13 protein-coding genes are annotated in these 20,106 nt (G+C 60.4%); 8 read left to right on the top strand and 5 right to left on the bottom strand.

What is annotated here, in order from left to right:
* The first annotated feature begins 6 nt into the window (after window positions 1–6).
* The gene (locus BLU71_RS16415; RefSeq protein WP_083353510.1) at window positions 7–237 is read left to right on the top strand and encodes a VF530 family DNA-binding protein; all 231 of its coding nucleotides are present in this window, start codon (window positions 7–9) and stop codon (window positions 235–237) included.
* A 1-nt stretch (window position 238) separates the two neighbouring features.
* Entirely contained in the window at window positions 239–871 is a 633-nt protein-coding gene (locus BLU71_RS16410; protein WP_083353509.1) for a Pr6Pr family membrane protein, read from the top strand.
* Between the two features lie 93 nt (window positions 872–964).
* On the opposite strand, the gene BLU71_RS16405 is transcribed toward BLU71_RS16410, so the two are convergent.
* Window positions 965–1,750, bottom strand: coding sequence for a siderophore-interacting protein (locus BLU71_RS16405; protein ID WP_083353508.1), 786 nt, complete (start codon window positions 1,748–1,750; stop codon window positions 965–967).
* Entirely contained in the window at window positions 1,747–2,322 is a 576-nt protein-coding gene (locus BLU71_RS16400) for a PadR family transcriptional regulator (protein ID WP_042608306.1), read from the bottom strand. Before BLU71_RS16400 ends, BLU71_RS16405 begins: the two co-directional genes overlap by 4 nt.
* Window positions 2,323–2,821: 499 nt before the next feature.
* Between BLU71_RS16400 and BLU71_RS16395 the strand changes: the two genes are divergently transcribed.
* The 5 genes from BLU71_RS16395 to BLU71_RS16375 all read left to right on the top strand — a co-directional run bounded on the left by BLU71_RS16395 (window position 2,822) and on the right by BLU71_RS16375 (window position 8,491).
* Window positions 2,822–3,310: a CS1 type fimbrial major subunit gene (locus tag BLU71_RS16395; RefSeq protein WP_042608305.1), complete on the top strand. Its 489-nt coding sequence runs from the start codon at window positions 2,822–2,824 to the stop codon at window positions 3,308–3,310.
* A gap of 114 nt (window positions 3,311–3,424) precedes the next feature.
* Window positions 3,425–5,947 carry a CS1-pili formation C-terminal domain-containing protein gene (locus BLU71_RS16390; protein ID WP_083353507.1) on the top strand — a complete coding sequence of 841 codons (2,523 nt, stop codon included), beginning with the start codon at window positions 3,425–3,427 and terminating at the stop codon, window positions 5,945–5,947.
* 4 nt (window positions 5,948–5,951) lie between these two features.
* Window positions 5,952–7,166, top strand: a complete 1,215-nt coding sequence (locus tag BLU71_RS16385; RefSeq protein WP_064361674.1) for a hypothetical protein — start codon at window positions 5,952–5,954, stop codon at window positions 7,164–7,166.
* A 44-nt stretch (window positions 7,167–7,210) separates the two neighbouring features.
* Complete coding sequence (locus BLU71_RS16380) at window positions 7,211–7,954, top strand: pilus assembly protein (protein WP_042608302.1); 744 nt, start codon at window positions 7,211–7,213, stop codon at window positions 7,952–7,954.
* Window positions 7,955–7,987: 33 nt separating this feature from the next.
* Window positions 7,988–8,491, top strand: coding sequence for a CS1 type fimbrial major subunit (locus tag BLU71_RS16375; RefSeq protein ID WP_173867354.1), 504 nt, complete (start codon window positions 7,988–7,990; stop codon window positions 8,489–8,491).
* 157 nt (window positions 8,492–8,648) lie between these two features.
* Here BLU71_RS16375 and BLU71_RS16370 read toward each other — a convergent pair whose 3' ends face one another.
* The 3 genes from BLU71_RS16370 to BLU71_RS16360 form a co-directional block, all read right to left on the bottom strand.
* Window positions 8,649–13,775: a dermonecrotic toxin domain-containing protein gene (locus BLU71_RS16370; protein WP_083353506.1), complete on the bottom strand. Its 5,127-nt coding sequence runs from the start codon at window positions 13,773–13,775 to the stop codon at window positions 8,649–8,651.
* A gap of 192 nt (window positions 13,776–13,967) precedes the next feature.
* Entirely contained in the window at window positions 13,968–17,105 is a 3,138-nt protein-coding gene (locus BLU71_RS16365; protein WP_083353505.1) for a transglycosylase domain-containing protein, read from the bottom strand.
* A gap of 447 nt (window positions 17,106–17,552) precedes the next feature.
* Window positions 17,553–18,011, bottom strand: a complete 459-nt coding sequence (locus BLU71_RS16360; RefSeq protein WP_065616651.1) for an REP-associated tyrosine transposase — start codon at window positions 18,009–18,011, stop codon at window positions 17,553–17,555.
* Between the two features lie 564 nt (window positions 18,012–18,575).
* Between BLU71_RS16360 and BLU71_RS16355 the strand changes: the two genes are divergently transcribed.
* A complete protein-coding gene (locus BLU71_RS16355; RefSeq protein ID WP_083353504.1) occupies window positions 18,576–19,997 on the top strand; it encodes an amino acid permease in 1,422 nt (473 codons plus the stop codon).
* The last annotated feature ends 109 nt before the right edge of the window (window positions 19,998–20,106 follow it).

Genomic DNA, 20,106 nt, shown 5'->3' with positions numbered 1-20,106 from the left:
CCCGGCATGAACGAACAGACTCCCGATCCGCTGCATGGCGTGACCCTCGAACAGATCCTCAATGCACTGGTCGCTCACTACGAGTGGTCGGGGCTGGCGGAGCGGATCGACATCCGTTGCTTCACGAGCGATCCGAGCATCAAGTCGAGCCTGACCTTCCTGCGTAAAACCCCGTGGGCGCGGGAGAAGGTCGAGCGCCTGTACGTGAAACTGATGCGCACCAAGCGACCGCTCTGAGATGGACAGCGCGAGGCGGCGACGCCTGATCACCTGCCTGGCCGCACTGGGCTGGGCTGGATTGACGATTCAGCTGTACCTGATCTTCTTCGCACGATTGAGCATCGGCGCCAGCCTGCTGGGCGGGCTGGTGAGTTTCTTCAGCTACTTCACCATATTGACCAACACCCTGGTGGCGACGGTGCTGACCTGCGCCGTGAGCGAGCGCGAATCCGCGGCGCGGCGCTGGTTTCTGCAACCGTGGGTCAGCAGCGGCATCGCGGTGAGTATCGCCGTGGTCGGTCTGGCCTACAGCATTCTGTTGCGGCATTTATGGCACCCCGAGGGCTGGCAGTTCATCGCTGATGAATTGCTCCATGACGTCATGCCACTGCTGTTTCTCGGCTATTGGTGGTGCTGCGTACCCAAAGGCACATTGCGCCTGTGGCACTTGCCGCTGTGGCTGATTTACCCGCTGGTGTATTTCATCTATGCCCTGCTGCGCGGGCGCCTGCTCGGCGCCTATGCGTATCCGTTCATTGATGTGGCGGTGCTGGGTTATCCACAGGTGCTGGCGAATGCCGGGGGGATACTGGTGGGGTTTGTGCTGGTGGGGTTGCTAGTGATTGGTCTGGATCGCCGCCGTTCAATGTAGGAGTGAGCCTGCTCGCGATCGCGGTGTGTCAGTCACCTGAGATATCGACTGTCAGACCGCTATCGCGAGCAGGCTCACTCCTACAGGGGAGCATTACTCCTCTTCCGAGCCTTCCGCGCGCCAGTAGCCGACAGCCTTGATGAACTGTTCATCCAGCCCATGCTCATCGATCAGCACCCGGCGAATCTGCCGTGAGACCTTGGTCTCCGTCGCTACCCATGCATACAGATTGCCTTTGGGCACCTGCAGTTGTCTGACCGTGGTCAGCAGGTTGTCCTTGCCACCTTCGCGCAGTACCCAGATCACATTGAACTGCGCCGCGCTTTCGAGCATTTGCTGTTCGGCGCCGTTTTCCACTTCGATCACCACCAGCGCCTTGCGATTGGCCGCGAGGTTTTCGAGGCGGCGGGCGATGGCGGGGAGGGCGGTTTCGTCGCCGATCAGCAGGTAGCTGTCGAAGATGTCCGGCACGATCATCGAGCCGCGCGGCCCGCCGATGTGCAGGAACTGCCCGGGTTGTGCCTGCTCGGCCCAGGTCGAGGCAGGGCCGTCGCCGTGCAGGACGAAATCGATGTCCAGCTCCAATTTTTCCAGATCGTAGCGGCGCGGCGTGTAGTCGCGCATCTCGGGCATCGGGCCGTTGTCCTTGCCGGCGCCGAGCTGCAGGGTCTCCAGCGCCGCGGCTTGTTCGGCGTTCTGCGGGAACAGCAGTTTGACGTGATCGTCCGTGCCCAGGCTGATGAACCCGGCCAGCTCCGGCCCGCCGAGGGTGATGCGGCGCATGCGCGGGGTCAGCTCGGTGACGCGTAAAACTTCAAGTTTGCGCCGTTTGATCTCATGCATTACGCGGTGGATGGTTTGAGTATCGACTGCGGTCATTCGGCTTTCTCCGGGGCAGGTTGAACGGCAGGGCCGTCAACGATGGCTTTGGCGGTGTCATTGAGCAGGTCGCGCACGCGCAGGATTTCCTCGGCGCTCCAGCGCCCGTGGTGCAACTGCAGGGCATGACGCAGGTTGTGCACGGCTTCGTGGATTTCCGGCGGTCGGTCATGGCCGCGCAGCGAGCGCTTGCTGACGTCGATGCGCATGCGAACGCCGTCGAGCGCCACCGCTTGTTCACTCAAAGACAGACGACCGGCGTCGGTCACGCTGTAACGCTTTTTGCCGGCCTCGGCATCGCCGACGATCAGGTCGCTCTCTTCCAGAAACGTCAGGGTCGGGTAGATCACCCCGGGGCTGGGGCTGTAGGCGCCGTCGAACATGCCTTCGATCTGGCGGATCAGGTCGTAGCCATGGCACGGCTGTTCGGCGATCAACGCCAACAGCAGCAACTTCAAATCACCGGGGGCAAAAACACGCGGGCCACGGCCACCGCGTTCGCGACCGGGGCGCTTCTCGAAGCCGTCGCGGCCATCACCGTGTTCGCGGTGGGGGGAATGATGGTCTCTCATTTTTCGCTTTCTCTCTCGTCGTATTTAGATACAACTTAAGATATATCTTAAGGTCCGTGCAAGCCGTTTCTGGCTCCGGATTGGCCTGGCCGGACGAGTGGTCGCAGCTTGAAAAACGCCGATGAATGTTTTTCGACGTGGAAGATAAGCCGTGACCAAGAAGTTAAAGTTAACGCTCTAGTTGCACTTGAGTATATATTCTAATTTCTCGAAAGTTACCGGGTTAAAGCGCCCAAGTTGCTGTATGGTTTTTCCCGATAAACTGTGTGTAGGGCGTAACTTACAGCGAATATCGCAAGTATCTGTTTTTCGTTCTTTTTTCTGGCGGGGTGCGGGGTTGTTTAACTACGCGTTTGTCGGAAGTTGCCTGCTTACATTCCAGAGTCAACAGCCGATGATGCCCACCGTTGAAAGTTCAAGTTGATCCGGCAGTTGCTGGGGCAAGGGTTTATGAACTTTCGATGACAACCCCTTATATACAGCAAACAGGTACTGAACGATGCTCAAGAAATTCGCAATCGCTGCCCCACTGGCTCTTCTGGCAATGACCTCCACCGCCTTCGCCGCGGGCGAAGCCTCGCACTCCATCAGCCTCGTCGCTCACGTGCCAACCAACGGCTTCTACGTGGTGCCGACCGATCCTGATCTGGTCAACAAGGACCAGGACATGAGCTACCAGCCGACCACCGGCAAGATGGCCGAAGTTAACGGTTTCTTCGACGTGCGCAACAACAACGGTTCGGTTCACGCCAGCCTGGAAAGCTTGCCGAAACTGGTCGCTGGCAGCACTTCGATCGAACTGCAAGTGATGCTCAACAACAAGGAACTGACACTGACTCCACAACTGGTCGTTGGTGAAGCCGAGTCCGATGTCAACTATCGCGCACCGCTGAAAATCTCCGCCAAGGGCAGCAACTTCGAGCCGGGTGACTACACCGGTTCCGTGGCGATGATCTTCGACGCAGTGCCACCGGTTGGCGGCAACTGATCGACTGACCGGATTCAAAACGCTCGCTTTTTCACGAGCGGCGTCAACCGACGGGGCAGGCAGTGATGTTTGCCCCGACGGACTTTCATAGTCAGTCAATCAGAGTACGAGTTCATGTTCCCGATGACCCCCATCGCGGCTGCACTTGCGCTGTTGTTTTGTGCCAGCGCAGCCGTCGCATCCAACACCGCCGGTACTACGCCACGTAGTCTGTTGGCGCAGGCCAAGGGCTTGCCGGCGGATTTCGAGGAGCATTTCTTTGATGTGCCGCTGGCGGTGCGGGTCGAAGTCGACCAGCAGCCGCTGGGTGAAGCCATGGTGGTGTTGTCCCGCGATGATCGCATCACGCTTCTCGAATTCACCGACACCAGCGAAAACCGTTTCGGCCCCGCCGAGCGGGAAAAGTGGGCAAGCTTCCTCAAGCCCGGCGTGCCCCTGGGCGCGTGCAGCGGTTCGTGCCCGGAGCAGTTTCTGGCCGTTCATTACAACCTGGAAAACTCACTGGTCTCGATCGTCACCGAAAACGCCGAGCGCGACGTTGAAGCCAAGCGCTATTACGAGCAGCCGAGCGGCGGCAGCAGCGGCCTGATGGTGCGCAACCAGCTCAACCTCAATGGTGGCCAGGATCAGGACCTCGGCGGGCGCTTTGGCCTTGAAGCCAGTGCCAGCCTGGGCAACTGGAGCCAGACGCTCAACCTGCAAATGGCCCGGCTCGGCGGCCCTGACGACAAGCTTTATCACGCCGTCCACGAGCTGCACACCCAGCGCGAACTGCAAGGCAGTTTCTTTCGCGTGGGCTATTTCACCCCCAATTCCGAAGGCCTGACGCGCCAGCCGCGCACGTTCGGCACAAGTCCCGATACGGCGGTTGGCGTGATGTACGGCAGCTCCGACAGCCTGGCGATCAACAGCCCGATGCCCAGCGTCTACCCGATCTACGTGACCGCCAACCGCCAGGGTTCGGTGGAGATCTGGCGTGACGGTTTGCTGATCAATACGCAATCGGTGCCGGCCGGTCTGCAGACCCTCGACACGCGACCGTTGCCCGGCGGCATCTATGAGGTGGAAGTGCGGCTGGTCGAAGACGGCCAGATCACCTCCACCACCCAGGAATTGGTGTACAAGCCCAACAACTGGCGCAACCTTGACGAACGCTGGCGCTACAACGTGTTTGCCGGTGAAGAAAGCAAACTGCTGAGCAACTGGGACACGCAAGCGAGCGGCAGTCCCACCGCCGGTGCAGCGGTGAATTACCTGTTGCATCCCCGGGTGATTGTCGGCGCTTCGGCGCGGCAGATCCGGGAAAAGCTGCAGTACGGCACGTCGATCGACTGGACGCTGGCCAATCACATCAGCCTGTATGCCAACGTCTACAAGACCGAGGACTACGGCACCGGTCTCGACCTGCAGAGCCTGTACAACTATGGCGCCGGCAGCATTGTTGTCAGCCACAACCGCAGTTGGCTCGACACCACCAACACCTACGACACCCTGCCCGATGGCACCCGGGTACGTCCGCGCAATGTGTTTATCGGCCAGACCAGCAATTCGTCGCTGGCGCTCAACCATCGCCTCAGCAGCAAGAGCTCGGTCAACGCGCGGGTCTCGCACAGCGAGGGCAATGTCGAAGGCATGGGTCTCGATCTGGGCTGGACCCAGCGCACCCTGGTGCTGGGCAGCGACGCCAGTTGGCGCCTGTCGATTTTCGATCGGCCGGGCAGTTTCAGCAGCGGCGATGCGCGCAATCGCGGGGTCGACCTGAGCATCAACATGGCCCTCGGCGCACCCGGCCAGCAGATCACCGGCAGCATCGGTTCGCGCACGGCCCGCGACGGCGCGCGCGACAACAACGCCTCGCTCGGCTGGCGCCGGGACTTCAAGGACCACGTGCTGCAAAACGTCTCGCTCACGGCGCTCACCGACACCTATGGCATAGGTGTCGCCAGCCTGGCGAACTTCCGCACCGATTCGCTCAACGGCGACGGTTTCATCCAGCGCTCCTCTTATAACGGCAACTTCACCGGCGGCCTCAACGTCGACAGCACGCTGGTGGTGGGCGGCGAGCAGATGCTCATGACCAGCCAGAGCGAAGTGCGCGGTGCGGGGATGATCGTGGATGTGGAGTCGGACATCGAGGACATCGTCCTGCGTGCCGACGATTACAGCGGTGGCGGGGCGGCGTTGAAGCCGGGGCGCAATTTCATTCCGATCACGGCGTATCAGAACAGCTCGGTGAGTTTCGATTTCGAAGGCAACACAGTGCCGGCCGCCACCATCCAACCGGCGCGTACGCGTTATCACCTGAACAAGGGCGGCGTCGAGTACCGCAAGATCCGCGTGATGAAAACCCTGACCGTGCTCGGCCGGCTGGTGGACGGGCAAGGGCGTCCGCTCAAGGGCCACCACGTGATCAACCACGCCAGCCGTGGCGTGACCGAAGTCGACGGGTTCTTCTCGATGGAAATGAACGCCGGCTCACCGACCCTGGAAGTGCGTCAGGGCAATCAGTTGCTGTGCCAGTTCCGCCTCGATGCCGGCAGCCATCGCAGCGAAAACAACGTGTTGATGATCGGTGATCTGCGCTGCACGCCGGACACGCTGGCTGACGTCAACTCCACCGAACAGAAGGCAGGTTGATTCCATGAAGATAATCACAGGCGGCTGCGCATTGGCGCTGGCACTGAGCATATTGCCGGCGCAGGCGATCAATCAGGAGATCCGCGCATTGTTTCAGCCTGATCCGTCGCAGCCGAGCAAAAACCTGTTCGTCAACCAGACACCCAATAGCGGCTATTGCGTGGCTTTTCCCGGCAAATGCGCTGACGGCAAAATGTTCAGCATCGAGTTGCCGGTTCGCTACAGCGCAGACCGACCACTCGTACCGGGTGACGGTATCTCTTTGAAAGTGCCAGCAGATTGGCGACGGTTGACGATCACGAATCGCGATACCCAGGAAGCGGAGATCGTCGAGGTACGCATTACCGGCATAGGCTCCCGGTATTTTCTGAGTGATCGGGTGCAGGAACTCACTGGAATTTCGAACGCCGCGCAGGCACATGACAAGCTCTGGAAATCCGAAACAGGTTGGCTTTATGCCCCTTCGCCCTGTGTTGGCAGCGGCTTGGCGGGGTATTCCGACACTACCTATCGTTTTTTCTGGCATACCCCGTTGGAGGCGTCCTGCACCAAAAACACCGTTTTCCGTATCCCCGGGATGTACTTCGACAAGCTTGATTTCGCCTATGAGCTCAAGACCCCTAACCCGTTGAGCATGTCGAGCGGTCTGTATACCGGATCGATTACTTACACCATGGGTCCCGGGGGCGATTTCCACATGGGCTACATGATGCAACCGGATGACACGCAGTTGACCCTCGACTTCGTGCTGGACGTACAGCACACCCTCAAAGTCGATCTGCCACCGGGTGGCAACAGAGTCACGCTGGAGCCCGAAGGCGGCTGGGCGCCGTGGCTCGACAGCGGGCGCAAGCCGAGAAGGATTTTCCGCGATCAACCTTTCTACCTCTCTGCGTCGTCGCGCTTCAAGGTGATGATGCTGTGCAATTCCATGGGCGGACCGTACTGCAGCCTCGGCAGCCCCCTGGGCGATAGCGTTCCGGTCAAGGTGTCCATGAGCCTGCCCACGGGCATCACTGGCCCTGGTGGTGACGTTGACCGAATTCCCTTGCACTTCGACAACTGGGTCGGTCCGTTCCAGCCGGGCATCTATGTGGATCGCAAACCCGGTGCGCTGCATTTCGAGCTGGAACCGGCGGCGATCGACTTTCTCCTGCGCCCCGGCAAGAACGACCGGCTGCGCGGCAACATCACCATTATCTGGGACTCGGATGTGTGAGCACTGCAGTCCGGCCTTTTTCGATTTTCATGGAGTTGAACGCGATGAAACGTGGTTTTCTGCTGGGCGTGCTCAGTGTGTGTTGCCTGACGGCGCAGGCCGGGCCGCAGATCAATGTCGGCACTGTCTATGATTATCTCGACGCCGATAAAAGCACCTATCTGAAACGGGTGTTCAACAGTGGCGACGCCACCGCGTTCGTCAAGATCAACGTACTGGAGATCATCTACGGCGCCGATGGCCTGCCGCAGGAAGTGCCTGTGCAAAACGCAGCTGACGGCGCTTCACGCAACGGTGTGATGGCCAGTCCGGCGCGGCTGATCGTGCCGGCGCAGGGCATGCAGGGCACGCGTCTGCTGTACATGGGCGAGCGGGATCGCGAACGCTATTTCCGCGTGCGCTTCGTTCCGGTGGTGCCGGAAAAGGAAGACGAGTTCGTGGTCAGCAGCGAAGAGCGCGAAGACTACAAAAACTCGCTTTCCGCCGGGGTCAACGTGATGACCGGGTTCGGCACGATCTTCTTCGTGCGGCCCAAAGACGCGCGTTTTGCCACCGTCATCAATGACACCGACAGCCGCTATGAACTGCGCAACGACGGCAACACCGTACTGATTGTCGATGAGTTCAAAAGCTGTTCGCTGAGCAAGGAAAACGACTGTGGTGCGACCACCAAACACCATGTGCTGGCAGGGAAGAGCTTTGCGTTCGACAAGGAGAAAGGCCGTCAGTACAGCTTCTTCCTGATCGAAGGCAGCGAGAAGAAAACCGTGAAGATCGCCAGTCGCTAGGTTTGTTTTCCATTGACGCATCGGGTAACCAACATGATCAAGCAATGCACCGCCGCCGCGCTGCTGGCCGCCACTGCGCTGAGCGGCGTCGGGGCGTGGGCCGCGCGCGAAGAGCACACGTTCGAAGTGTCCCTGACCATTCCCAGTCGGCCGTTCTACATCATTCCGGCGGAACCGGACTGGATTCACCGGCCGCAGCGGCTTGAGTGGGATTACCAGCGCGCGACCCTCAGCGGGCTGATGCGCAATTTCGATGTGCGCCACGACAGCAGCGCGATTGAGGCGCGGCTTGCCTACGACTCCTATCTGGAGAACGGCCGTCCCGGTGAAGTGATCGATCTGCGGGTCTCTTTCAACGATGTCGAACTGAGTTCGCACGTCACCCCGCGCCAGGTCTTGTCCGAGGAGGAAGCGGCCGGGGGCAAGCGCGTGGCGTTGAAGATCGACCCGATCGAACCGGAGGGTGGTTATCGCTCCGGGGATTATTACGGCAATGTGGTGCTGATGTTCAACGCCAGAGCGCCGGGTGCGCAGTGATCGATATGCACAGCTATCCGTGTGCGCCGGTTTATGCCGCAGCGGAAAAATGCTGTCGCATCGGGCGAACATGGAACGGTCCTGTGCTGGCGCCGGTTGTCGGCAGCGTGCCGTCCGGCCAGTCCTTGTCGGGGCTGGCCGGGTTGCAAACCTGCCGTTAAAGGCCCGCCAGTCTCATCGCCTCACGGGTCAGTTGTCGGGACAGTTCCTTGCGCTGGTAGCCGAGGTCATCGAGCAGCCTGTTGTAGCGGCGCTGGCTCATGGGTTCGTCGGTGAATATCTCGGCCTGGGGGATGCCAAGCCGGGTCGCGAGGGCTTCCAGTTTTCGCGTCAATGCATTGAACTGCGTTCGATCAGTGAGGGTGGCCCATTGCGCCTGTGCCGTGCGCAATTCATCAAGCCATTCGAGTCTGTCCTCAAAGAGACGATCATTGCGTTCGTACTGGGTCGGGTGGGTTTTGCGCAAGTGACGCTCCCAGAAATTGTCTGAGGAGAGATCAATCATTGCATTGACCAGACCGTCGCCCTGTTCCCGCTTCACGATCATCCTGTACGCCGTTTCGATTTCATCTTTTGTTACGCCGGAACGCTCCTCATAAAGCATCGCTTCGGACTGCCAGGGCAGTTCCAGTCGTTCTGCCAGCCCTTTCTCGAATGCCAGATGGATTTCCACTTCGTCCGGGGGCGGGTTGCCCGGATCGATGAGGTTCTGTTGTGCCTGACGGCTGTATTCAACGCGGGCTTCGTCGCTCACCAGATCCAGCCGCGCAGCACTGCGCGCCAGGCGCACGAGTTTATCGTCGAGAACCTTGGCGGATGTCTGTTCTGCATAGGCTCTGGACACCAGCACCTTCATTCCGAGGGAGTTGAACAGTTGCGCACCGAGGTCGCCACAGTCGTCAGGGGAGACAATCTGTCTGAACAGTTTTTCGCGCAGTTCCGAGTCCAGCGTTGCGGCTTCGACCATTTCCCAGACGCGTCTGGTCAGCTTTTTTCGTGCGGGATTCGTCCGGTAATCCGCGCTTTCTCTTTGCTTGGCAATCACGCTGAAAAAACCGGCGGAGTCGGGCTCGGCCATCAGGTCGAACCAGGATTCTTCGCGATATTTTCTGAACCCCACGGACGGGCTGTAATGCTCAGGCTCATCGAAGGGTTCTTGCCAATGGCTGAGTTCGGTGCTGGATGCCTCTGGATAATCGATCACATAACCCAGGCCTGAGGAGGTGCGATAGTGTTGATAGCGGACCCGCTCTTCATTGGTCAGTTTTTCCGTATCAAACCTTGCCCGACTCAGGACGAAGGCCTGATCGGACCCGGGCGTGACCTCGGGCAAGGTGTCGATCGGCGCCTTGCGCATGTCGAGCATGAACCCCCGTGGGCGGTGTCGGTTGATGCTGCCCACCTTGAACAGCCCTTCGGGCCAGGTGTGGATATCGGTTTTGGCCAGACTCAGCTCCTCCAGCCGATACATGCGGCCGACATCGGGTGGCGTGCGCAGTGGATTGCCGTTCAGGTTCAGCGAGCGCAGCCGCACCAGTTCCTTGAGCCGTTCGCTGGATCGCGGTGTGAGACGGATGAGGTTGTCGGCCAGATCCAGATCCTCGAGTTGACGCATCTGGCCGATGCTGGACGGGATTTCTTTCAGTTCGCATTGGCGGGCGTTCAATCGGCGCAGATGGGGGAAACTGCCGAGCAATCCATCCGGATCTGCCGAGAGTGAGGTTTTGTTGATCCTCAGTGCGGTGATCTTGTCGATGTGCTTGTTCATGTCGGGGCGCTGGCGCAAATCCTTCCACCAGCGTTCGAGATCCTTGCCGCCGAACTCGGTGGTGAGGTCCAGCGTGTAGCCTTGCTCGGGATGGATGTCGGGTTCGTCGAGAAGATCGCTCTGGCGTTTGAAGCATTCAATCATCCGTTGTTCGATGTGATTGCCGCCGGTCTGCATGTAATACCTGGAGGCGCCGTAGCCCGGTTCTCCCGCGTCATCCATGCCGATGGGGTGATCGTCACGCCACGCCTGTAATGCCTTGTGCAAATCCTTGCGCTCGTTTTCCAGCTTTGCGATGGCATCGAGGGTGTTGCCTTTGCTCTGGCGCGTCAGGGTTTCAATGAACGCGTTTCTCGCACGTGCATTCATTGTCGGGTAAAGCTGCTCGATGCGTTGATCTGGCGTCCGGCTCCCAAAGAACCGGGACAAACCGCGTACCAGCGTTTCGGTTTCAATCGTCGCCTCAGGCCGGATGGGCGGCTCGGCCAGTGCGGTTCGGCGCTGCGCGGGGGGCTCGGCCTGTTCCATGATCCACAGTTTCAGCGGGCGTCCCTGACCGCGTTGATAACCCACGGCAGGCAGTGTTTCAGCGGGTACGGCATGCAGAATCGACTCATGGAAATCATCGGCGTCATGCAGTTTTTTATTGTGCACGTCGAGTACTTCGTAGCGGCCGTGTTCGTCGCGGATCAGGCGTCGGACAGTGCTTGCGTCATCCGGCCCGACACTGCAGCGCAATGTCCCGTCGTAGCTGCCATCGCGGACTTCCAGGCGCAGATCGGCGAAGGTGTCGGTATTGAGCCTGAGGGTGTTGAGCGCCAGGCGTTCGGTGTCGGCCGTCATCAGTTCGTCGTGATAAAAACCATCGTAGGCGCGGGCCGCGCTGGCTTCGAAATCCAGTTCCCGAGCCTGAGTCTTGAGGCGTAACGGCAGGCGTTGTTCGTCGGCGATTCTTTGCAGTTCGGTGGATCTGGCCTGGGCCAGGAGCTTCTCGGCCAGCGGCAATGGCAGCTCCGGGAAAGTCTGTCTGACGATTCTGATGTCGGCTTTGTCGGGTCTTTCCAAGGCTCGATAGACATGCCGGGAAACGGCGCCACGGCGCTCATCCACGGCATCCGCCAGTCGATTGCGCAAGGCGCTCGCACGATCGGCACGGGCAACCTCGTGCCCCAGGAGATTATGGAATTCTCTGTCGGTGAGGAAGTCCGCCAGCCGATCCGGCAACCGGCCGGCGTTCAGATCGCCGAGGCTGATGCTCAAGGTATCGGCCGGCGCAGCCTGCGGGTCGCCGTACTTGCGCGAATGACCGCTCAGACTGGCATCGGCGAACACCTCCAGCGCTTTGCCGTCAGGCCAGCCGGGCAACGCGGTCAACAGCGGTTCCAGCCAGACCGCTTGAGGGTCGATCGGCCGACCGCCACGGATGTCGGCACTCGCCGTGACTACGTCGTCGTAAGCGCTGAAGCGTTTGACCGCGTCGGCCAGCAGCGGTGGCGGCGGACTGTTGTCGATATGCATCTGGCGCAGCGCGCTGTGATCGGTGCCGCTGCTGATGCGCACCTGCTCCAGTTGCGTGGGCGAAAAGCGTTCGACGCTGTGGCCCAGACGCCGCATCAACGTTTCGTTCGACCAGTCTTGCGGAGTTTCCAGTTCATGCCGCCAGGCACCGTGGCCGTTGTGTTCGATCTTTGGTTGGTAGGCGTTGGCGCGGCGCGGGTGTTTGATGCGGTGGGTGTTGGACGTGGCTGGCGGCGAGGGTTTTTCGACACAGTACAGCTTGCCCTCCAGTGGCAGGACGGTTTCGTCGCCGTACTGATGCAGGCCATGGCGGTCGGGTCTGGCGTCTGGAGGGAGCATCAGTTCGTTGCGTTCGTAGGGGCTCAGGTCCGGGTGCCATAAACTCGCTTTGCCATCGGGCAGCCTGACCGGTTTCATGCCGTCCACCAGCGGTGACAGCTTCACGCGAAACGCTTCGCCGATCTGTGCGCCGGCGGTGAAGGCGGCCAATTGAATAATGTCGGTGACCACGCTGATGACATGCCCGGCGGCTTCCTGCCAAAGGCCTTCGGCCAGATCGACGATGCCTTCGATGACGTCGCTGGTCAGTTGGTAGGCGGTGTAGGCCATCATCAGTTCGCCCAGCCCCGGCACGAATGGGGTGGCGATCAACAGCGCGACATTGAAAATGTCCGAGAGAATTTTCTTGAAGTTGTCCCACCACGCCCAGCGCGCCTTGCTGTCGGTATCCGCGGTGGAAACGGCGATTTCCCGGGCGTCATTGAGAATCTTGTCGAGTTTTTGCTGATAAGCGTGGCGCCAGTAATCGCCCTGCAATTTCACCCGAGCGAAGCGCAGATTGGGATTCTCTACCGCCACCTTGTGCCACGGCGGCAGCGGGTCGGACGGGGCCTCACTCGCGTGGTACCTGACGATGAACAGCCGTTGCTCGAGCTCGGCAAAGAAGTGCCCGCGCTGCTGCTGATCGACGAACTGGCTGAAGAACTGGCGATAGGTCTGTCCGGTTGATTCGCTGAGCCGGTCGTCGCGAAGCTGACGCGTCAGTTCATCGCGGAAAGCTTTCAAAGAGTCGTACTCCTTGAGCGGGTGATCCGGGTCGTGGGGGACGTAGACGATCAGGCGTCGAATGCCACGCTTGTCCGTCACGGCGTGGGTCAACACCAGGACGCCGGTCAGCCGGGTGCCGAGCAGCGACAGGTCAGAGCACTGCATTGCGCGGCCATTGAGCAGCAGTTGCGGACTGCCTTCGGCCAGGCTCAACAGCATTTTGTAGGTGTCGTACTGGATGTCTTCCTTGATCAGCGCCAGGTGTGCGGCGACGGCGAGGGCGTCTTTCTGACTCTCGCTCACCTTGTGTTGCAGCACGGCTTCGGCCAGTGGTTCGCCGGGCAGCAGGAAGCTTTCCAGATGTTTCTTATACTGCGCGCCGATATCCAGCTCGCGGCACAGCGTCTGGAACTGGCTAATGGGCATGGCACCTTTGATCGGCAGGACATCGAACAAGCCTCGCGTGTCGGGTTGGCTGATGTAGTCCGAGCCGTCACCGACCGTTTCACTGCTGGCGAAGTTGTGCAGGGCGGCGTCCAGTAGCGAAACGGTGCGGGTCACAACGCCCTTTGAAACATTGATGGCGTACCACGGTTTGTGCTTGGGCAGGTAAAGGCGCAGAAAGGTGCGTTTGACGTCCGGCTCGATGCCGTGTCGCTCCTTGATGCTTGCCTTCAGCAGCGGCTCGGCGAAGGCATGCAGATCGGTTTTCGCCAGCAGATGATCCACCCGGTTCTGCGAACCCCAGGCCTTGAGATTGGCAATCGCGAGTCTGAGCAGGTAAGGAGCGGGCGCGGTGGTGTACCAGGATTGAATCTTCAGTGGCGAGGCTGCCAAGGCGAGGCCCCGGCTGACGGTGGCGGTTTTGAAATTGTCGTTGACGGCGGACTTGATGAATTCGTAGTGCCGTCCTTTGTCCGCGTTGACCGCAGGCTGGGGGGAGAGAGACATGGCCAATCATCCTTGATTGTGGAGGAATGATCAGCCTACTCAGGGCCGGGCAAAACAAAAGTTCAAAGATCGGGAGGCAAACCTCGCCGCGGGTCAGCAACCCGACAGGAATTCGAATCTGAAAAATGCAGGGTTACCACCCACCGAAGCGAAGAATCGTCACCCTGATGCAGAAAAAGCCGACACGATTTGTTACCTCGTTGTAGGGCGCGGCGCCTCGAGCATGGCCACGCTGGCGGTCTGCGTCGGTTTGCATTGCGAGTCGCTGCCCGGCTGCAGATATGGCGTGAGGATCGGCGCCATGCCCTTGAGCACTTGCGTGGGCAGGGCCGAGGTGAACTTGAAGTTCTCTGCCGAGCGTCCCGGGACGAAGGCGGTGAGGGTGCCGAAATGGTGATCGCCGATGTAGAACACGAAGGTTGCCGTGCGATTGATCGACTTCGAACTGATGATCCGTCCGCCAGAACCGATCGCGGCAATGCGGTTGTCGCCGGTGCCGGTTTTGCCGCCCATGGCCAGCGGCGTACCGTCGGGCAATTTGAAGCTGCCCGAGACCCGTTTGGCGGTACCGGCATCGACCACTTGCGACAACGCCTCGCGCATGGCTCTGGCGACTTCCACCGGCATTACCCGTTTGCCGACATGCGGATCGTTGACCAGTCGGGTTTCGTAGGGCGTGCCGGCGGCGAAGTGCAGGCTGTCGATGCGCAGCGTCGGCATGCGCACGCCGTCATTGAGGATGGTGCCGATCAGCTCGGCGAGTGCGGCGGGGCGGTCGCCGGAACTGCCGATGGCCGTGGCCAGTGACGGCACCAGGTGGTCGAATGGGTAGCCGACTTTCTGCCAGCGCTGGTGGATGTCGAGGAAGGCTTCGATCTCGAGCATGGTGCGGATACGACTGTCGCGCGCACCCTTGTGGCGACTCTTGAACAGCCAGCTGTAGACTTCCTGACGCTCGAAATGGCTGGCCTTGACGATCTCGCTGAAGGTCGCTTCCGGATGATGCAGCAGGTAGCCGATCAGCCACAGGTCCAGTGGATGCACCTTGGCGATAAAGCCTTGGTCGGGCAGGTCGTAACTGCCGGGGCCATACGAATCGTAGAGGCGGATCAGGCGGTCGTCCGTGAGTTTTTCGTTGAGTTTGGTGCCCTTGAGGTGCGAGCGCACGAACCGGTTGAAATCTTCCTGGCTGGCTTCCGGCAGCAGATAGCGATGCACGGCGGCCATGCGGATCGGCGTGGGGCGCATGCTGTCGAGGAAGGTATCGAGCCGCGCTTGAGTGTCCTTGTTCCTGTACTTCTTCCAGAACTTGAGCAGGAACGAGGTGCCTTCGCGGTCGGCAAAACTGGCCAGGTATTCCTGACGACGCGGGTCGCGATCATCCTTGAGCAATTCGCCGTTGGGTCCTGAGTAGGTGGTGTAACGGACGATATCGCGCATCAGGCGAATGAACGGCAGGTTGATCGACTCGCGCAATGAATCGCGCAAAGTGGGCAGGCGCCCGTTGTCCTCTTTGCGAAAGTTGTGAAAGGTGTGCAGCCCGCCGCCGGTAAAAAACGCCTCGCCGGGGCTGGCCGAGTATTTGCGATCCAGCGCAGCGCCGAGCAGCTTCGACAGGTCGTGGTCCTTGTTCTGGATCAGGTAGTCGATGACCCAACGGCTGAGGCGATCCTGATCCGGTATCTCGACCTTTTTCAGTTCCGTCACGCTCATCGCGCCGTACTTGTCGTGCAGCTCGGCGACGATTTGCAGGTAAGTGGTGAGCACGCGCATTTTTGCGGTGGAGCCCAGTTCGAGCTTGCTGCCCTCGTTGATGTCGAACGGCTGGTCGGTGCTGTCGGTCTGCACGCGCACGCGGGAGCCGTCCGGGGTCAGTTCGAACAGGGTGAAGCTGTAGCGCACTTGCGTGGTACTGGTGGGCGTCAGCAAGCGTTCGCCGAGCAGGCCGATTTCGGCGGCATAAGCCGGATCGGCGAGTTTTTTCAGGTAAGCGGTGGCCTGGGTTTGCAGGTCGCCCTGCAGAGTGCTGGTGGCCGACAAGTCGAGGCGGTCGAGGTCGTACAGCGGCCGGTTGAGCATGCTCGCCAGACGGCTGCGAGCGACGCTGATGCCCTTGTTGGTTTCGATCGGCTGCAGGGTGGGTTGGGTTTGCCAGTCGCGGTACGACACAGTGCTCGCCAGCGCGGCATCGGCCAGGGCACTGTCGATCACGCCGTTCTGCTTGAGCAGGCGCAGGTGGCTGTCGGTGAGGTTGGCCAGCTCTTCGCGGCCCTTGGTCAGGTAGTGGGAAGGGCGGCGCTGGGCGATCATCAGAGAGAGCATTTCCCGCAGGGCGAGGCCTTTGGCGGCCATGGTCTGCGGGTCGGTCGCCGGGCTGTTCAATTGCTCGTTGGCCTTGTTGAAATCGCTGCCGTACCAGACCCGCAAGCCTTCGGCCATGCCATGCACTTCGCCGTGGCCGGGCACCGCCGAGAGCGGCACGCTGTTGAGGTAGTCACGGACGATGTTCTGCCGCGCGCCGAGGCTCTGCGGGCCATCCTGATAAGCGCGGACACTGGCGGAAATCATCTGGCGGATTTTCTCCGCGCCTGATGAAGTCAGGCCCTCAGGCGAGTGACGGTACTTCTCCAGTTGCGTCGCCAGGGTGCTGCCGCCGGCCGATTGCCCGGGAAGGCGCAGCAGTTTCGCCACTTGCGACCACGCCGCCATGCCGAAGCGCGGCCAGTCCACCGCCGGATTGGCCAGCGGTTGCTTCGGGTCGAGGAGAAAACGGTTTTCGATGAACAGCAGGCTGCTGACCACCACCGGCGGAATCGCTGCGAAGTCCGGGTACAGCTGTTGCGGATAGTTGTAGCGGTACAGCGGCGCGGCCCGGCAATCGGTGATCGACAGTCCGGCCTGGATCTTTTCCGAATAGGGCACGAACAGGCCTTTGTCGGTGTAGCTGAGCAGGGCAGGGGAGAAGCGCGTCTGCTCGGTGATCACGTAATTGCGCTTGAGCAGGCGTGGCAGAAATTCATCCAGTGAGCTGTAACCCAGGCGCAGATCGAACGGACCGTTGCCCGGATAACGAATCGCTTCGCTGGGCCCGGGTTCGAGTTTGTAGGTCAGCGAAGCGGCGTATTGGCTCAGTTCCCGCGCCTGGAAGCGCGAAGTGCGCATTTCTTTCGACGCGGCGAGTCCCACGACGACCGCGATGATCACAAACAACAACCAGAAAGCCTTCCACCCGTGCCGATTGCGGCGGGGTTTTTCAGGGACAGGCGCTTCATCCACACGTTCAGTCGGGACCACGGTTTTACTCGAATCGGTTTGCCACAAAGCACCCATAGTCGACTGATCCATTCACGCAGATTGATCGGACTTGTCTAAAGCTTAGACGGTGGTTGGCCGTGGGGAAAAAAATGTAAAGGACTGCGGGAGGAGCGGTCGCAGAATCCCCGCAAGCTCCCTTGCCACAAGGGCAGGGGTGTTTCAGAGGCAGCAGGCAGGGCGACGATGGCGGAAGTAGCCGATAGTCCGGGGCGATGCACCCCTTCTGTGGCGAGGGAGCAAGGGCAGTGTTGTTTCAGAGGCAGCAAGACAGGGCGGCGATGGCGGAAGTTGGCGATAGTCCGGGGCCATGCACACCTTCTGTGGCGAGGGAGCTTGCTCCCGCTGGACTGCGCAGCATTCCCAACCCATGCAACCGCGATCTGCCTGATGCACCGCGCAGTCTGGTTTTACGACTGCTGCGCAGCCGAGCGGGAGCAAGCTCCCTCGCCACAAGGGGGTGTTTCAGAGCCAGCAAGCGTCCCAAAGTGGGTAATCGGCGACTTTCTTTACCAGGCCGGCGCGCAAAGGGTTGGCAATGATGTAGCGCGCATAGGGGCGCAGGTCTTCGTTGTCTCGGATCGCGCGGTCGTGGTACCCGGTTTGCCAGAAGGCCCCGGTTCGGTTCAGCGCGCGATTGATGGTCATCGTGCTGCGGGATTTGACGGTTTGCATCAATCGCTCCAGCGAAGCGTTTTCAAGTTGCACGAGCCAGTGGAGATGATCCGGCATGACTACCCATGCGATCGACTTGACCCATTGCTGGTCCTGGGCTCGCTTGAGTTCCGCTACCAGCAAACGACCGATTCGCCAATCGGTGAAGATCGGACGGCGTTGATAGACGACAACCGTGATCAGATAAGCGCGTCCTGGCTCAGAGCACCGCCCGCGTCGAAGTCGATGCGAATATAAGGATTTGCGCATTCCGTTGCGTCCTGATGATTGGCTCCTTATTTACCCTAGCTGCCGATTGCTTGAATCGAGTCTGAGAAGCCTGTCAGACGATTCTCCTAAACCCGCGGGCAAGTTCCGGGAAGGCAAAACAACCCGATCCCCTGTGGCGAGGGAGCTTGCTCCCGCTGGACTGCGCAGCAGTCCCAACTGCTGCAGCCAGTCAGGTGTCCGACTGTTACGCCCCCAAGCGGCAAGGCGCGGCGATTCGACAAGTCCCTCCCCACGCGAACGGTGCAACCCATGCGGCCAACATGACGCTGCACCATGACTGTGCAATACTCGGCGCCTTTTTTGGCGGCGAAAATTCCTACATGACGTAGGTAAACCCTCTCCGCAAACCGGGCTTTTGCCGAGAGTTGTCGCTGAATGTTGTGACTTATAGAGTGAAAAATCCTGCCCGGAGCTTTTTATACTGCACGCCCGCTGATGCGTCTGCCCACGAAGCCGACGCGGTTTCCTGCCCAGCCAAGGCCTACCGGCCGACGCTTCGAAACCCGGCGGTCATATCCAATAACAAGACGAGGTTGTACCCCTATGCCAGTCGGCAATCCTCTGCCTCACGGCAATACCGCCCAGGGCGGTCCGCTCAAACGCGAACTCGGCGAACGGCATATCCGCCTGATGGCGCTCGGCGCCTGTATCGGCGTCGGCCTGTTTCTCGGTTCGGCCAAGGCCATCGAAATGGCTGGCCCGGCGATCATGCTGTCTTACATTCTCGGCGGTCTGGCGATTCTGGTGATCATGCGCGCCCTCGGCGAAATGGCCGTGCATAACCCGGTGGCCGGTTCGTTCAGCCGCTATGCGCAGGACTACCTCGGTCCCCTGGCAGGCTTCCTCACGGGCTGGAACTACTGGTTTCTGTGGCTGGTGACCTGCGTCGCGGAAATCACCGCCGTGGCGGTGTACATGGGCATCTGGTTCCCGGATGTGCCGCGCTGGATCTGGGCCCTGGCGGCGCTGATCAGCATGGGTTCGATCAACCTGATCGCGGTCAAAGCCTTCGGCGAATTCGAGTTCTGGTTCGCCCTGATCAAGATCGTCACCATTATCGCCATGGTCATCGGCGGCGTCGGCATCATTGCCTTCGGTTTCGGCAATGACGGCGTGGCGCTGGGGATTTCCAACCTGTCGGCGCACGGCGGCTTCATGCCCAACGGCGTCACCGGTGTGCTGATGTCCCTGCAAATGGTCATGTTCGCCTACCTCGGCGTCGAGATGATCGGCCTGACCGCCGGTGAAGCGAAGAATCCGCAAAAGACCATTCCAGACGCGATCGGCTCGGTGTTCTGGCGGATTCTGCTGTTCTACGTCGGCGCGCTGTTCGTGATCCTGTCGATCTACCCGTGGAATGAAATCGGCACCCAGGGCAGCCCGTTCGTGATGACGTTCGAGCGTCTGGGCATCAAGACCGCCGCCGGCATCATCAACTTCGTGGTGATTACTGCGGCGCTGTCGTCGTGCAACGGCGGCATCTTCAGCACCGGGCGCATGCTCTACAGCCTGGCGCAGAATGGCCAGGCCCCGGCCGGTTTCGCCAAGACCTCGAACAACGGCGTGCCGCGTCGTGCGCTGCTGCTATCGATCGCGGTGTTGCTGCTGGGTGTAATGCTCAACTATCTGGTGCCTGAAAAAGTCTTCGTCTGGGTCACCTCGATCGCAACCTTCGGCGCGATCTGGACCTGGGTGATGATCCTGCTGGCGCAACTGAAATTCCGCAAAGGCCTGAGCGCCAGCGAACGTGCCGGGCTCAAGTACAAGATGTGGCTGTACCCGGTCAGCTCGTACTTCGCCCTGGCGTTTCTGGTGCTGGTGGTCGGCCTGATGGCGTACTTTCCCGATACCCGTGTGGCGCTGTATGTAGGGCCTGCGTTTCTGGTTCTGCTGACGGTGTTGTTCTACGTGTTCAAGCTGCAACCAACCGGCGCAACGCAGGGTGCTGCGCGTTCGGCCTCTTGACTCGTAGCGGCTGAAAAAACGAAGCCCCGGTCGCGAGACCGGGGTTTTTTTGTAGGCGCTCTGCAGTCTGTCCGCCGGTCTGAAAGAACAATGACCGGCGCTGCGCCGT

It is taken from the genome of Pseudomonas moraviensis, assembly GCF_900105805.1.
In the GTDB taxonomy this organism is placed as follows: Bacteria; Pseudomonadota; Gammaproteobacteria; order Pseudomonadales; family Pseudomonadaceae; genus Aquipseudomonas; species Aquipseudomonas moraviensis_A.
Note: the sequence above shows the minus strand (reverse complement) of the source record. Positions and strands in the feature narration are given on the sequence as shown.

What these genes read in the sequence shown, in the direction of transcription:
- BLU71_RS16400 (WP_042608306.1), bottom strand. Translation starts at nt 2,322, where the DNA reads ATGAGAGACCATCATTCCCCCCACCGCGAACACGGTGATGGCCGCGAC.
- BLU71_RS16395 (WP_042608305.1), top strand. Translation starts at nt 2,822, where the DNA reads ATGCTCAAGAAATTCGCAATCGCTGCCCCACTGGCTCTTCTGGCAATG.
- BLU71_RS16365 (WP_083353505.1), bottom strand. Translation starts at nt 17,105, where the DNA reads ATGGGTGCTTTGTGGCAAACCGATTCGAGTAAAACCGTGGTCCCGACT.
- BLU71_RS16410 (WP_083353509.1), top strand. Translation starts at nt 239, where the DNA reads ATGGACAGCGCGAGGCGGCGACGCCTGATCACCTGCCTGGCCGCACTG.
- BLU71_RS16415 (WP_083353510.1), top strand. Translation starts at nt 7, where the DNA reads ATGAACGAACAGACTCCCGATCCGCTGCATGGCGTGACCCTCGAACAG.
- BLU71_RS16370 (WP_083353506.1), bottom strand. Translation starts at nt 13,775, where the DNA reads ATGTCTCTCTCCCCCCAGCCTGCGGTCAACGCGGACAAAGGACGGCAC.
- BLU71_RS16375 (WP_173867354.1), top strand. Translation starts at nt 7,988, where the DNA reads ATGATCAAGCAATGCACCGCCGCCGCGCTGCTGGCCGCCACTGCGCTG.
- BLU71_RS16405 (WP_083353508.1), bottom strand. Translation starts at nt 1,750, where the DNA reads ATGACCGCAGTCGATACTCAAACCATCCACCGCGTAATGCATGAGATC.
- BLU71_RS16380 (WP_042608302.1), top strand. Translation starts at nt 7,211, where the DNA reads ATGAAACGTGGTTTTCTGCTGGGCGTGCTCAGTGTGTGTTGCCTGACG.
- BLU71_RS16355 (WP_083353504.1), top strand. Translation starts at nt 18,576, where the DNA reads ATGCCAGTCGGCAATCCTCTGCCTCACGGCAATACCGCCCAGGGCGGT.
- BLU71_RS16390 (WP_083353507.1), top strand. Translation starts at nt 3,425, where the DNA reads ATGTTCCCGATGACCCCCATCGCGGCTGCACTTGCGCTGTTGTTTTGT.
- BLU71_RS16385 (WP_064361674.1), top strand. Translation starts at nt 5,952, where the DNA reads ATGAAGATAATCACAGGCGGCTGCGCATTGGCGCTGGCACTGAGCATA.
- BLU71_RS16360 (WP_065616651.1), bottom strand. Translation starts at nt 18,011, where the DNA reads ATGCGCAAATCCTTATATTCGCATCGACTTCGACGCGGGCGGTGCTCT.